Consider the following 14587-nt stretch of genomic DNA (forward strand, 5'->3'; position numbering starts at 1 on the left):
CTCCTTACCTTAGCTCTCCCGGGTTATGGGCACGAGCAGATAGGCGTCCCACTTGCCCCCCAGGTACAGGGTGTGCCGCCCCCGGTTCACCGTCTCCCGGTAGTCCATGAAGATCCCGGGATCCTCGCCGTTGCGGTAGCGGCCGGAGATCTCCAGGCGGAGGACGTCCCCGGCCCGGAACAGGGTGGCGCTAGGCAGCACAGGGATCTCACAGTCCACGATGCTTCCCGGGCTCACCTTCGCTCCTCCCTCCACCACGGACCTGGGGTACGGCTCCCATAGGGTGGACTTCTCCGGGTCCAGCTCCCGACAGGAGAGCCGCAGCCACCCCAAAGCCACCGGCCACCGCTCGGGTGCGAGATCGCTGTCGAACCACACCTCCTGTCCGTCCCGGTTCAGCTTGCGTACGGTCACGAACAGGTCCATGTCGTCCGCATCCCTTGGGCTTACCCACAGCCGCAACTTCATGTACCCCACGACCTCCGTGTCCCGCTCGAACCGGTAGTCGAACCAGGCAGCGCCGGAATTCCCGTCGTAGGTAACCTCCGCCTCCTCCGGGGGACGGCTGGGCTGCAGGGTTCCATTGCCCGTGAGGTAAAGGGGGCGGTACAGGGTTCCGGGGACCGGGAAGTCCCGTTCGTACCGCACGAAGTAGTGGTGCAGATCCTCCCGGACCTCTAGCCGGACGGGCGGGGTCTCTAGGATACGGCGGTCCGTGCCCTTGAGGAAGCAGTCGAAGAAGAGCAGGCGGCTGGCCATGGCCTCCACCGTATAGAAGGTGGCCCACTTCTGCCGGCCGTGGGTATACAGCCACTTGTGCGGGGACCGGATCTTCCGGAAGGCCCGGAAGGATCCCCGGGTGTGCGCCCCGTGATCCGCCCAGGTCCCGCAGATGAGGGCGGGCACGGTGATCTGGGCAAGGAAGTCGTCTTCCTCCATGGGGAGGGGAGTCGGCGGGTCCTCGTGCTCCGGAGGGGGCCAGGCTGGGGAGGGCTCGGGCCCGCGGTAGCCCCGGCGGGTGAAGCGGGTCTCGGGAATGCCGCCGGGGTACATCACATCCCGGTACACATCCGTCATAGCCTCCCACGGGCAGATGGCCTTGAGGTGCGGTGGGGCCATCGCGGCCACCCGCCACTGACTGAACCCCAGGATGGAAACCCCGCTGAGGCCCACGTTCCCATTGCTCCACGGCTGCTGGCCCGCCCATTGGATGGCGTCGTACATGTCCCGGGCCCACAGCCCATCCCGAACCACCCCCACCGCGGTTCCCCCCGCGCTCTCCGTCGCCACCCGCCGACCCGGGGATCGCCCGAATCCCCGGGGATCCACGATCACGAGGGCGTACCCGTTGCGCACCCAGAACTCGGGGTCCTCCGCCTCGAAGGGAGTGGTGGCGGTGAGGGTAGCGGACCAGGGCTCGTAGGCCACGCCCCACAGGGGATCGTGAGGCCCCCACATTCGATCCTTGCCGAAGCTCGTGAAGGCCATGATCACGGGGTAGCGGCCCTCCCGGTCCGGAAGGGAGACGTTAGCCGACAGGCTCAGCCCGTCCCGCATGGGGATGGGGACGTCCCGCAGCTGCCGGATTCCGAGCATCTCTATTCCTCGCTGAACCTAATCTCCAGCTCAGCGGTGCCTGCGGATCCGGTTTTCCAGATCTACCGGCTCAGTTCCTCCCGCGCCAGCCACTCGTAGACTGCGAGTACCTCGGGATTCGCGAGCGCCCCCCGCAGCTGCGGGGAGACCTCCCCGCCGTTGACGATCCGCCATACGGCCCCCTCCGCCCGCTTGAGGTTCAGGGTGTAGGGGATGTCGGGCACCTCCAGGATCCTCGCGGGGACGTGGCGGGGGCTCGCCTCCTGCCGGAGGCGGGTGCGGATTCGCTCCGCCAGCTCCTCCGTGAGCTGCACGCCCTCCCGGGGTGCCACGAACAGCACGATGCGCTCGTCGCCCTTCCACTTCTGCCCCACCACCAGGCAGTCCCGAATCTCCGGCACCCGGGCAAGCACGGAGTAGATCTCTGCAGGCCCGATGCGAACTCCGGAGGGCTTGAGGACGAAGTCGCTGCGGCCGAGGGGGATGAAGCCTCCGGTTTCAGGATCCCTCTGCACGTAGTCCCCGTGCCGCCAGACCCCCGGGTACTTCCCGAAATAGGTGGTCCGGAATTGCTCGCCGTCTTCATCTCCCCACAGGCCCAGGGGGACGCTGGGGAAGGGCCGCTCCACCACCAGCTCCCCCGGCTTTCCCACCACGGGCCTTCCCTCCTCGTCGTAGACGTTGGCCTGCACGCCCAGGGCCGGTCCCGCGATCTGCCCCGCGTACACGGGTTGCCAGGGGGTTCCCTCCAGGATCCCCATCTGCACATCTGTGCCGCCCAGCCCGGAGTTGAAGAACAGGTCCTGCTTGATGTGCTCGTACACGTACTGAAACCCCTTCGCGGGGAGAGCACTTCCGCTTTGAAACATGGACCGCAGGGTCTCCAGACGACAGGTACGGCGGGGACTCACGCCGGCCTCCATGCACGCAAGAAGGAAGGTAGCCCCGCAGCCCACGAGGTTCACCCCCTCCCGATCCACGAGCCGCCAGATCACCTCCGCGTCCGGGTGGAGGGGCGCGCCGTCGTAGAGGACCACGGTGGCGCCCAGGAGGAGGCTACTGGGCTGGACGTTCCACACCATCCAGGTGGGACTCGACAGGAACAGGACCCGATCCCCTGCCCGGGTGTCCAGCTGGAGGCCGAGGGTCTTGAGGTGGGCGGAGAGGGTCCCGGCCACGCTGTGGATCACGCACTTGGGTCGTCCCGTGACTCCCGAGGTAAACAGGACGATGTGCGGGTGGTGGGCCTCCACGGGCCGGAAGGCAAACGGCGCCCGTGGTGTCCGGCCGAGGAATTCCGACCACGGGACCGCCTTCTCCGGGAGGGATCGGGGGAGGTCCGCTTCCGCGTAGGGCACCACCACGATCCGGCGGAGGGAAGGGAGGGCTTTGGTGAGCTCCGCCACCCGTTCCAGGTTGTCGTACACCTTCCCGCGGTAGACGTAGCGGTCCACGGTGAACAGGACCTTCGGATCCAGCTGCCCCAGGCGATCCGCGGTGGCGGGGACGCCGAGGTCCGTGCCGCACACGCACCATACCGCGCCCACCGCAGACGCGGCGAGCAGGGCGAGCACCCCCTCGGGGATGTTGGGAAGGTATCCGGCCACCACGTCCCCTTCCCCGATTCCTTCTTCCGTGAGGCTTGCGGCGAGCGCTTCGGTGGTCTGCGCGGCCTCCCAGAAGGTGTAGGTGCGCACATCTCCCTGCTCGCTGTGGAACACCAAGGCGGGCTCTCGGTCCCGCCGGCGGAGGGCGTTCTCCGCATAGTTCAGCCGAGCCCCCACGAACCACCGGGCTCCTGGGAAGCGATGGAAGTCCTCCACCACCGCGCGGTGCGGGGTGTGCTCCCGGATCCTGTAGAACTCCCAGATCCCTCCCCAGAACTCTCCAGGGAAGTCCACGGACCACGCGTGCAGGGCCTCGAAGCGCCGCAGGCTCCGGCCGAACCGTGCCTCCGCCCACTGCGCAAACCGGGTGAGCTCGGCCTGGGCCCTACGCTCCGCGGAGGGCTCCCAGAGTCGCTGTGCCACCTTTCGGCACCCCCTCTCCCCGCTGAAGATGCAGCCTGAAGCTTAGCAGATCCCGGCCTGCGGGGGAATGCTAACCCACCCGTGCCATGGTGGAGGGTTCTGCCGCAACCCGCTCCACCCGTGCTTGGCAGAGGCTGTGCCCCGCGAGCTCGTCTGGGAGCGGGATCCTCCGGATTCCCATCACCCGGGCGGGCTGCCCTGCTCCCCGCGCCCAAGGCCGGAGCCGGACCACGGTTCCCTCACTGGGCAGGTGTGGAGCCCACAGACTCCACCCCCCTGCCCGCTCCCATCCCACAGCCCAGACCTCTTTGCCGTCCCACGCAACGGTGTATGCGAAGGCGCGGGATTCGCGCGGGTCGCGGAGGCCCCTCCACTCCAGGCGCTCCCCCCATCCCGCGGGTCCCGGATGGGCCGCGAGGAAGGCCCGATGGGTGACCAGGAGGACGGTGGAGAGGAACGCCAGGGGGATAGCTCCCTCCACCCTCTCATCGAACCGGATGCCCAGGATCGTCCCTTCCGGGGTGGGGCGGACCCACACAGGCCTCCCATGGAGCTGTGCGTGAGAGGCTGGCCACCCTTCCGCGAGGCGGAGCCACACCCGTCCGGGGCGGACGGAGATCGCCACAAGATCGGGGACGAAAACGCTAGCCCCTACCTCGTGGCAGTCCACCAGAACTCCCACAACTTCCTTCTCCCCGATCCCGCACCGCACGGGAAGGTTTGCGGTGAGGCGGTAGTGGGTGCGCTGCTCCCGGTGCGTCCACAGGTGGGCTATGGCCCACACGGCGAGGGCGATGTGGACGCTCGCCCACCCCGTGTTCACCGCGTACGCGAGGGAGAAGCCTCCGTCTTTCCAGGTGCCCACTGCGCCGAGGAGGACCCCCGCGAGGTTCAGGGCGAGCACGCCCGCCTGGGGTAAGAGGATGCGGGGAGAAGGCACCTCTACCCGTCCCTTGGGGGTGACGCCGAACTCCGGTGGGTGGGGGGAGAAGAGGGTGAAAGTGGCCTGGATGTAGGTGGCGAACCGGGCCATGGCGAACTTCTCCGCCCGCAGGAGGGAGCCATAGCCACGGCTCGCGAGGTAGAAGGCCACGGCCGTGGCCCCGTGATACCCCGTCCACAGGAGCAGGAAGGGGAGGTCGAGGGTACGGATGGGCAGGATGCCCGTGAGGAGGAAGATGGGCGGGGAGAGGTAGTACACCAGCTTGCGCCACCCCTCGAACCAGGTGATGAGGGAGGCCAGGTAGCTCAGCCGCTGGGCCAAGGTAAGCCCGGGACCGATCAGGGGGTTCTCGAGGCGGAGCACCTGCATGGCCCCCTGGCCCCATCGGAGCCGCTGCCGCAGGTATGCACGGCCGGAGGCGGGAGCGACGCCGTAGGCCAGGGTCTCGTTGTGGTAGATGGACTTCCAGCCCCGGCGGTGCAGGCGCAGGGAGGTCAGGATGTCCTCCGTTACGGACTCCACCGCGAAGCCTCCGATCTCCTCGAGCGCCTTGCGCCGGAGCACCGCGGGCGAACCGCAGTAGAAGGCCGCGTTCATCCGGTCCTTCCCCGGCTGGATCACCCGGAAGAACAGGGCCTGTTCGTGCCAGGTGAGGCCGGTTTGCGGATCCACCCAGTGCTGATAGGAGTCAACGTTGTAGAATTCCTGCGGAGCCTGGACCAGGGCCACCCGTTCGTCCGTGAAGTAGCCCAACACCCGATCCAGGAATTCCGGCACCGGGACGTGGTCCGCATCCAGAACCGCGAGGAACTCCCCCCGGGAGTGCTGGAGGCCGTAATTGAGGTTTCCTGCCTTGGCGTGCTCCCGTGTGGGGCGGGCGAGGTAGTGACACCCTAACTCCCGGGCCAGGGCCGCCACCTCCGGCCGGTTCCCGTCGTCCAGCACGTAGGTCTGGTGCGGGTAGCGGATGTTCTTCGCACCAAGAAGGGTGCGGCGCAGGAGCCACAGGGGCTCGTCGTAGGTGGGCACGAAAACGTCCACGGAAAGGTCCGGGGGAGCGGGAGGCGGATCCTTCCGGTCCGTGAGCCGCCACACCATGAAGAAGAACAAGGCCATCTCCACCCACCCCGCGAGCTCCGCGGCCCAAAGGGGCACCGAAAACCACAGGGCCTGCGGATTCAGGGTGTACAGGAGCCGCCACGTGAGGTAGACGAGCCCACCCGAGGCGGCGAGGCACATGGCAAGCCGCGCAAGCCGCTCCCGAGCCATCCGGATCCTCCAAGGAAGCCTGGGCGGATCGGGGACCACCTGAGAGCAAGAACGATGCCATTTTACACGGGCGGGCGGGAAAGGTCCAGGCGTCCCTCCCGGGCTGCGCGCAGGTAGTGGCGGCAGTAGGGATCCTGGCCGAGGAGGGCCTGGACCGCGGGAACCCCGGCCTCCAACAACCCCTCCACCAGACGCACCGCGAGCTCGCGTTTCCGCTCCGCGGTCCGCGGCATGCCCCCCTCGTCGATGCAGGTGGCCACCACCTCGGGCCGGTACTCCTGAATGAGCGGGAGGAGGCGCTGCCAGCGGTCCCGTTCCAGGTTGATGGCGTTCACCATAGCGCGGCCCCGGTGGACCTCCAGCCCCCGGCGGATCGCCTCCGGGTTGGGGCTGTCGAGGCTGATGCGCGCCTCCAGCGCCCCCTGGATGGTGCGCACGGCCCACGCCATGCACCGCGCCTCGTCCTCCAGCAGGGTGGCGCAGTTCACCTCCAGGATCGGGGCTCCGGCTTCCACCTGCCGTCGTGCCAGCTCCACCAGGGCCGCTTCGTCCCGGGATCGGAGGATAGGATCCACCTGCTTGCGGGTGGAGTTGATGAGCTCGCCGATCAGCACCATGGTGCCCTCCCGGGGAGGGTTTCCCGCATTATAAATTCCTGCTTTGGTTCACTGAAAATCGGGTCCGCGCCAGATACCTGCTCCTCCACGCGCACGATAGACTCTCTCCACAACCAAAGAAGAGCTTTCTACCCGAGAATCAAACACCGATTCGCAAATGTCCGTTTGACACCTTCACACTTCCGGGAGGTGAGCGGAATGGTGACCCCACAGGAGCTCGCGGAAGCGATCGCGCAGCCGCGGAACAGGAGGCCTTGCAGGCGGCTCGCAGGCTGCTGGAGGGAGGAGCTTCTCCCGCAGAGATCTTCGAGGCGTGCCGGCAGGGCGTGGAGGTGATCGGCCAGCAGTACGAAAAGGGGCTGTGCTTCCTGCCGGAACTCCTGCTGGCGGGGGAGATCCTCACCCAGATCTCCCGGATGGTGCAGGAGCGGTATCCCGCAGAGGCGGAGGCGCATCCCGCGGGGACGAAGGTGGTACTCGGCACAGTCCAGGGGGACATCCACGACATCGGCAAGAACATGGTGGCCTTCCTGCTGGAGGCGAACGGCTTCCAGGTGGTGGATCTCGGCGTGGACGTGCCGCCGGAGGCCTTTGTGGAGGGCGTGAAGCGGGAGCGGGCGAAGGTGGTGGGGATGAGCTGTCTGCTGACCGCGGGCCACCAATCCATGAAACGTACGGTCCAGGCCCTGGCGGATGCCGGGGTGCGGGAGGTGCGGATCATGATCGGCGGGGCGGCCACCAACGAACAGGTCTGTGCCTACGTGGGCGCGGACGCCTGGGGACGGAACGCCGCGGACGCGGTACGCCTCGCCCGGGAGTGGCTGGGAGGAGGGGATGCCTGATGCTGCCGGAGGGATGGAAGAATCGGTCGAGCGCGGAGCGGTTCACGTTGCGCTTTTCCGCGTGGAAGGAGGGGGCGGGGATTCCCTTTGCCTCCGGGGTGCCTCCGGGGAAGCAAAGAGGGCCTACCAGGAGCGGGTCCAGCGGTTCTGGGACGTGGTGGCGCTGCGGCGGCCGGACCGGGTGCCCACGAGCCTGGTGGTGGGGTTCTATCCCGCGAAGTACGCGGGGATCAGCCCGTGGGAAGCGATGTACGACTATGACAAGCTCGGGATGGCCTGGCGGAAGTTCAACGAGGACTTCCCCACGGATAGCCTCACCTCGTGTCTGCTGATCTTCCCGGGCCGGGTGGCGGAGATCCTGGACGTCCGGTACTACCGGTGGCCGGGCCACGGGGTTCCGGAGGACGTCTCGTATCAGTACGTGGAAGGGGAGTACATGCGGGAGGACGAGTACGACTGGTTCATCGAGGACCCCACGGACTTCCTCCTGCGGGCCTGGCTGCCCCGGGTGGTGGGCGCCCTCGAGGGGCTCCGGCAGCTGCTGCCCCTGACCCCCTGGCTGGAGTATCCCGTGGCCGGCCCTTACCTCTTGCGCCTGAGCGCCCCGGAGGTACAGCGGGCCCTGGAGAGCCTGCGGGAGGCGGGGCGGGCCACCCTGGAGTGGGTCCAGAAGGCTGCGGCCATAGACCAGGAGAGCACGGCGCGGCTTGGGCTTCCCAGCCTCTGGGGCGGGTTCACCAAGGCTCCCTTCGACGCCCTGGCGGACACCCTGCGCGGGACGCGGGGGATCATGCTGGACATCTACCGCCGGCCGGATCGGCTCCTGCGGGCCCTGGAGCGGATGACGCCCCTCATGGTCCGGATGGGGGTGGAGGGCGCAAGCTTCGGGGGAAGCCCCTTCGTCTTTATCCCCCTGCACAAGGGCGCGGACGGCTTTATGTCCCGGGAGACCTTCGCCCGGTTCTACTGGCCCTCCCTGAAGGCGGTAATCCTGGGACTCGTTGAGGAAGGGTTCGTCCCCTGGCTGTTCGTGGAAGGGAGCTACAACGAGCGGGTGGACTTCCTAGGGGATCCGGAGCTCCCGCGGGGCCGCACCTTCTGGCACTTCGATCAGACGGACATGCGGCGGGTGAAGGAGGTGCTGGGCGGAAAAGCCGCCTTCGGCGGGAACGTTCCCGCCTCCCTTCTGCACGTGGGCACTCCCGAGGAGGTCCGGCGATACGTGCGGGAGCTCCTCGAGACCGTGGCCCAAGACGGCGGCTTCGTGCTCCTCAATGGCGCGGTCCTGGAGGACGCTCAGGCAGAGAATGTCCGAGCCATGGTGGAGGCGGGATTGGAGTACGGGCGGTACCGCTAGCGGGGCAGAAATCCGAAAGCCCCGGTGATGGACTTGCGGGGAAGGAGCACGCCCGTGGGGGTGGCCCGCACGGGAATGCCCCAGGGTGCGAACGCCTGGAGCAACTTCCTGTTCTCGCCTACGTCCCAGTCCAAGAATCCCGGGGCCATGCGGGCGGAGAGACGACACCCTCTGGCGGCGGCCTCCCGCCGGAGCAGGGTCCGCACCTGGCGGAGCCCAGCTTCCAGGGCAGCCCACGCGGCGACGTCCAGGAGCAGGGCCTCCACCGCGTGCCCCTCCCGCAGACGCTCGGCCGCCAGGGCCTCCAGTTCCTCCCCGAGGGTGAGCACGAGCAGCGCTCCCTCCCGGGCTCCCTTCAGGATCCGAGCCAGGGCCCGGCTGCGGAAGAGGAGGTCTGCTCCGAAGCGAACCTCCCCCGCCTCGGGGTCTAGGACCTCCACGGGTCCGAGCCGCACCCAGGCCTGAGGGCGTATGCGGGAGGTGGCGAGCTCCGCCGTCTGAAAGGCAAGCGCACGAACCCGCGGGTTGACCTCCCGAGCCTTCCTCGCCTGCAGGAGCTTGAGGAGGAGGAGCGGGTCGACCCGTACCTCCACTGGAAGTTGCCGGGGCGCGTCCGGGCGATCGGCGCAGGCAGAAGGCATGAGGGCTCTGCTTGGAAATTCGCGGGAAGCGCCGCGTTTCCTACGCGTTGCCCCGACCGCGGAACCCGATCGTATGATGGCGGAAGAACCCGATGGTGGCGCGAGGACACACCATGGGCGAGTCCAGAACCGTGCAGGTGACCTTCGCGGGTGAACCGCCCCGGCGTGTGGCGGTCCCTCCAGGAACCACCCTCCTGGAGGCCGCGCACGTGGCCGGGGTTCCCATCGAGGCCACGTGTGGCGGCCGCGGTCGGTGCCGCAGCTGCCGGGTCCAGATCCGCACAGGCCCCCCTCCACCTCCCACCCTGGCGGACCGTCTACAGCTGGGTGAGGACGAGATCCACGAGCGGTTCCGCCTCGCCTGTCAGGCCGTGGTGTGGGAGGATGTGGGGGTCGCCGTGGCACCACCCCGGGAGGAGAGAGCGTTTCAGATCCTCACGGAAACCCGTGGGGACGCCCTGGAGGAACTGGATCCCGGGGTGCGGAAGGTCCTCGTGCGGGGCTTTGGAGGCACCCGGGAGGAGACCGCGGGGGGCCGGATCGAGGAGCTCCTGCGGCAGCTCCCGCAGCCCATCCAGCGGGTGGAGGTCCTCCGCAGCATGGCGCAGCTGCTGCGGGCGCCGCCGGAGACGGTGACCGCGGTCCTCTACCAGGACCGCCTCCTCCAAGTGGAGGTCGGCGATACCACAGAGGAGCTGTACGGGTTCGCGGTGGACATCGGCACCACCACCGTGGTGGGCTACCTTCTGGACCTGCGGGAAGGAGAGGTGCGCGCCACCGTGGCCGCCTTGAATCCCCAGTCCAGCTACGGTGGGAATCTCATGTCCCGCATCGCTTTCGCCCAGCAGGAGCCGGGCAACGTGCGGAGGCTCCACACCCGGGCGACCCAGTGCGTAAACGGGCTTCTCGAGGAAGCGTGCCGTCTGGCGGGCACCAGCCGGGATCGGATCTACAAGGTCGTGGTGGTGGGCAACACCATCATGCACCACCTCTTCCTATTCCTTCCTATTCCTAGGCGTGGACCCAAGTTCCGTGGGACAGGCGCCCTACCTTCCCCTGGTACGCACGCCGGTGCGGGTCCGGGCCCAGGAGCTCGGACTCCGGCTCCCTCCGCAGACACCCGTGCTTCTGCTGCCTCTGGTGGCGGGGTTTGTGGGCGCGGATGCGGTGGGGATGGTGCTGGCGACCCGGCTCTTTGAGGGCCGGCAGGTGCGGCTTGCCGTGGACATCGGCACCAACGCGGAGGTGGTCATCGGATCCCGCACGCGCATGGCCGCGTGTTCCGCCCCGGCCGGTCCCGCCCTGGAGGGCGCCCAGGTCCGGTGGGGCATGCGGGCCGCGCAGGGCGCGGTGGATCGGGTGTGGATCGGGGACCTCGTCCGCTATCGGGTGATCGGCAGAGGACCGCCTACCGGCATCTGCGGAAGCGGGCTCGTGGATGTGGTGGCGGGATTGCTAGACACAGGGGTGCTGGAGCCTTCGGGCCGGCTCCTGGTGGATCCTCCGGCACGAGTGCCGGAGGCGGTGCGGAAGCGGGTGACGGTTCTCCCCAATGGACAGCCCGCCTTCGTCCTAGCCACCCGGGAGGAGAGCGGGGTGGGAGAGGACATTGTGGTGACCCAGACGGACATCCGCCAGGTGCAACTCGCCAAGGGGGCCATCCGCAGCGGGATCACGATGGTGGAGCAGTACCTGGGCGTGGAGGACCGGGACCTCGCGGGGGCCTTCGGGAACCACCTGCACCTGCCCAGTGCCATCCGCATCGGTTTGGTCCCGCCTCTTCCCCAAGAGCGCATCGCCTACGTGGGGAACGCCGCGGGGATGGGGGCCCAGCTCGTCCTGCTCTCGGAGCGGGAGGGTCGGCGGGCGGAGGAGCTGGCGCGCCGTATCGAGTACGTGCCCCTGGCGGCCCGGCCGGACTTCCACGAGGTCTTCCTCCGGTCCTTGCGGTTTCCGGAGTAGCGCCTTTGTCCGGGTCCCGCGGGTCGTTGGACGGGTCCTGTGTGGAAGGGCATACTGAGAAGCAGACGGTGTTCCGGTGCTCGGCGTGGCCTCTTTCCTGAGCACGATCTTTTTGGCCTCTGCGGTGGCCGGTCTGCTGGGCTCCCTCGTGGGCCTAGGGGGCGGCGTGCTCCTCGTGCCACTGCTCACCGTGGGATTCGAGCTGGACTTCCGGCTCGCGGTGGGGACCAGCATCGTCTCCGTCATCGCCACGAGCAGCGGAGCCGCGGCCGCCTACCTCCGGGACCGGCTCACGAACCTCCGGGTAGGCGTGCTCCTGGAGCTCGCCACCACCCTGGGGGCTGTGAGCGGAGCCCTGCTGGCCCCGTGGGTGCGGGAGGAGGTGCTCTTCGTGCTTTTCGGTTTTCTCCTCCTCCTCTCCCTAGTGCCCACCGCCGCGAAGCTCGGCGAGGAAGTGCCCCGGGATGTCCGGAACGATGCCCTGGCCGAATGGCTCCGCCTTGCCTCCTCCTATCCGGACCCCGCCACGGGTCGCTTCATTCCCTACCGGATCACCCGCGTTCCGCTCGGCATGCTCATGATGTACGGTGCCGGGGTGGCCTCGGGGCTGCTGGGCATCGGGTCCGGTGCGCTCAAGGTCCTGGCCATGGACACCGCCATGCGCCTGCCCATGAAGGTAAGCACCGCCACCAGCAACTTCATGATCGGGGTCACCGCGGCCGCGAGCGCGGGGATCTACTTCTGGCGCGGGGACATCCCGCCCCTCCTAGCGGCACCCGTGGCCCTGGGAGTGCTCGCGGGCGCCACTGTGGGCGCGAGGTTGCTCGCGCAGCTGAGCAACCGGGCGGTACGGGGGGTATTCGTGCCGGTCCTGGGGCTGGTGGCGGTGGAGATGATCCTGCGCGGAGTGGGGAGGCTGTAGTGAGGGGCAAGTCCGTGGAGGAACGAATCGGTCTGCTCCTCCGAGCGGGGGTTGTGGTGGCCGGGGCCGTGCTGATCCTGGGCCTTGTGGGTCTCTTCCCGCACGGCCCGCGGGGAGAACCTCCCCGCTCCGAGCTCTTCCGGCACGGAGCCCCCATCACCCCCCTGCACCTCCTGCAAGGTCTCGCCCGCGGGGACTCCCTGGCCCTCCTTCAGATGGGGATCCTCCTGCTCATCCTGACCCCGGTCCTCCGGGTGGCCATGACCGTCTTTGTGTTCGCCGCGGAGCGCGACTGGATCTTTGTGGGCATCACCGCGGGGGTTCTGGGAATCCTGCTCCTGGGGCTGGCGGGGGTGGGGAGATAGCAGAATTCGATTGGGTGCGGCTACTTTGCCCCTCGGACGTTTCTTGAAGCCATGAAGGAGCTGAAAGGAGGAGACCTGTGCCGGCGGACATCGTGCTTCTGGGGACCGGAGTAATCCGTCCGGATCTGGAGCGCTCGGGCCCCGCCACCCTCCTTCGGTTCGGTCAGGAGCTCATCCTGGTGGACTGCGCGGAGGGTACGACCCTGCAGCTCCTGCGGGCGGGGGTTCCGCCCCAGCAGGTACAGGTGATGTTCTTCACCCATCTCCATGCCGACCACATCCTTGGGTACCCCTACTTCGTGATTGCGGGCTGGAGCGACGGCCGGCAGGCCCTGCGGGTGTACGGCCCCCCGGGCACCGCGCGGATGCACGCCCTGCTCTTCGAGGAGATCCTCGCGGAGGATCTGGCGTACCGGCTCTCCCTAGGACGTCCCCCGAGCGGGCTGCTGGACGTGTCGGTGCACGAGCTTCACCCTGGCCCCGTGGACTACCCCGGGGAAGTCCGTATCTTCGCCTTCGAGACCGTGCACGCCACCTACAACCTCGCGTACCGGTTCGAGCACCCGGAGGGCTCCGCGGTGGTCTCCGGGGACACCGCGTACTTCGAGCCCCTCGCGGAGTTCGCCCGGGGGGCGGATGTCTTCGTGTTGGAGTGCTCCCTGGTGGAGGGGGCGCGGAGGACTGTCTACCGTGGTCCTGAAGGGGAGCGGGTCTGGCAGCATCTCCAGGCCCAGCACCTCACCGCCCGCCAGGCAGGCCTGCTGGCCCGATCCGCGGGTGTTCCCCGCCTGGTGCTCAACCACCTCCCCCGCGGCGTGGACCCTGGAGAAATCGTCACGGAGATTCAGGGGGTGTACGATGGGGAGGTGGTCGTGGGGGAGGACCTCCTCGTGGTTCCCCTGCAGGGTCCACCGCTCCGTCTGTACCCTGTACGCCCTTGAGCGTCCCGCGTCTGAGGAATTCTACAAACGCAGCCAGGGCGCCCACCTCAGGCAGAACCTCCCGCAGCCCATATCCCCGCACCAGCAAATCCTGAATGGGGCGTGATGATGCCTATCGTCTTCAGCCAGTCCGGCATGATAATGCGGGGCACAAAACAGCCACCAGCCCGGTGGCCGCCGCCGCAGCGGTCAGGCTCACTGCCACCAGGCCGATCGGCGAATGGCCCAGGCCCATCCTGAACAATAGGCTGGATGCCCCCAGCATGATCGCCAGCTGGATCAGGTTGATGGTGTAGTATGGCAGCAGCTTCCCCACCAGCATCACCGCCCGGCTCATCGGAGCCACCAACAGCCGACGGAAGGTTCCCTCCCGCTTTTCTTGCAGCACAGATTTTCTTGCAGCACAGAGCTGGCCAGCAGGCTTACGATCCAGAAGATACCTAGATAGTGTAACCGGGGACGTTCTGCTGAAAGGTGTCCGGAATACTTTTCCAAGGAATACTTTTCCAAGAAGAGGATGCGTGGCTGATGGATGAGGCCGCAGCGATGTTCAGCCGGCGCTTCATTAGCGGGGCTGCGGCCCAGTCTTCGTACCGGTCCTCGGGCAGCAGCTCACCCCGGTAAAGCTCGAAGGCCCGGCGCAGGGCCTCCCCGTCCGGAGCGCAGGCGGACGCTGCCTCGAACTCCGCCACGTCCACCCACACGGCGCTTGGCGGACCGAGCCGGACCGACTCGGCCTCCCACGTGAGGAAGGCGGGACGCGCCCGGCGGCTCCGTCCGGGTTCCAGGACCCTTCTAGCGAAGTACAGGGCCTGGTGCAGGCTGTTGGTGGCCGCCGGAGGGTTCCAGGTCGGGCCAGAGGGCTTCCACGAGCTGGTCGCGGTGCAGCACCAGCCCGGGTGCCAGCGCGAGCAACTTCACGATGGCCGCCGCCTTGCGCAGGCGCCACGCTCCCGGCGGCACTTCCCGGTCTGCCACGTAGACCCGGAACCCTCCGAGCAAGAACACCCGCAGGTGGTGCAAGGGTCGTGCGTCCACTTCCAAACTTGGGTGCGCCTTTCCTCGAGGCTTTCCTCCCCAGCCTAGTGCGGCCCGGGAAGTA

14 protein-coding genes and 2 pseudogenes are annotated in these 14587 nt (G+C 68.0%); 8 read left to right on the forward strand and 8 right to left on the reverse strand.

The window, feature by feature from the left end; translation table 11 throughout:
• Positions 1–9 precede the first annotated feature (9 nt).
• The 4 genes from N0A24_07475 to N0A24_07490 form a co-directional block, all read right to left on the reverse strand.
• Positions 10–1596, reverse strand: coding sequence for a CocE/NonD family hydrolase (locus N0A24_07475; GenBank protein MCS7173221.1), 1587 nt, complete (start codon positions 1594–1596; stop codon positions 10–12).
• A gap of 62 nt (positions 1597–1658) precedes the next feature.
• A complete protein-coding gene (locus N0A24_07480; protein ID MCS7173222.1) occupies positions 1659–3626 on the reverse strand; it encodes an acetoacetate--CoA ligase in 1968 nt (655 codons plus the stop codon).
• Between the two features lie 70 nt (positions 3627–3696).
• Entirely contained in the window at positions 3697–5838 is a 2142-nt protein-coding gene (locus N0A24_07485) for a glycosyltransferase (protein MCS7173223.1), read from the reverse strand.
• Between the two features lie 62 nt (positions 5839–5900).
• The gene (locus N0A24_07490) at positions 5901–6455 is read right to left on the reverse strand and encodes a dihydropteroate synthase (protein ID MCS7173224.1); all 555 of its coding nucleotides are present in this window, start codon (positions 6453–6455) and stop codon (positions 5901–5903) included.
• A 254-nt stretch (positions 6456–6709) separates the two neighbouring features.
• Here N0A24_07490 and N0A24_07495 point away from each other — a divergent pair, with 254 nt between their 5' ends.
• Together N0A24_07495 and N0A24_07500 are read left to right on the forward strand one after the other, a co-directional pair.
• Positions 6710–7297 carry a cobalamin-dependent protein gene (locus tag N0A24_07495; GenBank protein MCS7173225.1) on the forward strand — a complete coding sequence of 196 codons (588 nt, stop codon included), beginning with the start codon at positions 6710–6712 and terminating at the stop codon, positions 7295–7297.
• A gap of 13 nt (positions 7298–7310) precedes the next feature.
• Positions 7311–8654 (forward strand): uroporphyrinogen decarboxylase, encoded by a 1344-nt coding sequence (locus N0A24_07500; GenBank protein MCS7173226.1) that lies wholly within the window; start codon positions 7311–7313, stop codon positions 8652–8654.
• On the opposite strand, the gene N0A24_07505 is transcribed toward N0A24_07500, so the two are convergent.
• Positions 8651–9247: a hypothetical protein gene (locus tag N0A24_07505; protein MCS7173227.1), complete on the reverse strand. Its 597-nt coding sequence runs from the start codon at positions 9245–9247 to the stop codon at positions 8651–8653. The two genes, N0A24_07500 and N0A24_07505, sit on opposite strands and share 4 nt — an antisense overlap.
• Positions 9248–9408: 161 nt before the next feature.
• Here N0A24_07505 and N0A24_07510 point away from each other — a divergent pair.
• From N0A24_07510 to N0A24_07535, 6 genes and pseudogenes are all read left to right on the forward strand, one after another.
• Positions 9409–9660: pseudogene (locus tag N0A24_07510) on the forward strand ((2Fe-2S)-binding protein).
• Between the two features lie 234 nt (positions 9661–9894).
• Positions 9895–10269: pseudogene (locus N0A24_07515) on the forward strand (ferredoxin).
• Between the two features lie 58 nt (positions 10270–10327).
• Positions 10328–11257 carry an ASKHA domain-containing protein gene (locus N0A24_07520; protein MCS7173228.1) on the forward strand — a complete coding sequence of 310 codons (930 nt, stop codon included), beginning with the start codon at positions 10328–10330 and terminating at the stop codon, positions 11255–11257.
• An 85-nt stretch (positions 11258–11342) separates the two neighbouring features.
• Positions 11343–12179 carry a sulfite exporter TauE/SafE family protein gene (locus tag N0A24_07525; GenBank protein MCS7173229.1) on the forward strand — a complete coding sequence of 279 codons (837 nt, stop codon included), beginning with the start codon at positions 11343–11345 and terminating at the stop codon, positions 12177–12179.
• Between the two features lie 14 nt (positions 12180–12193).
• Positions 12194–12544 (forward strand): DUF1634 domain-containing protein, encoded by a 351-nt coding sequence (locus N0A24_07530; protein ID MCS7173230.1) that lies wholly within the window; start codon positions 12194–12196, stop codon positions 12542–12544.
• A 77-nt stretch (positions 12545–12621) separates the two neighbouring features.
• Positions 12622–13485 (forward strand): MBL fold metallo-hydrolase, encoded by an 864-nt coding sequence (locus N0A24_07535; protein ID MCS7173231.1) that lies wholly within the window; start codon positions 12622–12624, stop codon positions 13483–13485.
• Positions 13486–13606: 121 nt separating this feature from the next.
• Here N0A24_07535 and N0A24_07540 read toward each other — a convergent pair whose 3' ends face one another.
• The 3 genes from N0A24_07540 to N0A24_07550 form a co-directional block, all read right to left on the reverse strand.
• Positions 13607–13918: an ABC transporter permease gene (locus N0A24_07540; GenBank protein MCS7173232.1), complete on the reverse strand. Its 312-nt coding sequence runs from the start codon at positions 13916–13918 to the stop codon at positions 13607–13609.
• Between the two features lie 7 nt (positions 13919–13925).
• Positions 13926–14177 (reverse strand): hypothetical protein, encoded by a 252-nt coding sequence (locus N0A24_07545; GenBank protein ID MCS7173233.1) that lies wholly within the window; start codon positions 14175–14177, stop codon positions 13926–13928.
• A 103-nt stretch (positions 14178–14280) separates the two neighbouring features.
• On the reverse strand, positions 14281–14508 hold the full coding sequence (locus tag N0A24_07550; GenBank protein MCS7173234.1) for a hypothetical protein: 228 nt from the start codon (positions 14506–14508) through the stop codon (positions 14281–14283).
• Positions 14509–14587 lie beyond the last annotated feature (79 nt).

This window comes from Armatimonadota bacterium (assembly GCA_025059775.1).
GTDB lineage: Bacteria > Sysuimicrobiota > Sysuimicrobiia > Sysuimicrobiales > Sysuimicrobiaceae > Sysuimicrobium.

Excerpts from the sequence above, each read along its gene's own strand:
- N0A24_07475 (MCS7173221.1), bottom strand. The coding sequence starts at position 1,596 with ATGCTCGGAATCCGGCAGCTGCGGGACGTCCCCATCCCCATGCGGGAC.
- N0A24_07485 (MCS7173223.1), bottom strand. The coding sequence starts at position 5,838 with ATGGCTCGGGAGCGGCTTGCGCGGCTTGCCATGTGCCTCGCCGCCTCG.
- N0A24_07490 (MCS7173224.1), bottom strand. The coding sequence starts at position 6,455 with ATGGTGCTGATCGGCGAGCTCATCAACTCCACCCGCAAGCAGGTGGAT.
- N0A24_07500 (MCS7173226.1), top strand. The coding sequence starts at position 7,311 with ATGGAAGAATCGGTCGAGCGCGGAGCGGTTCACGTTGCGCTTTTCCGC.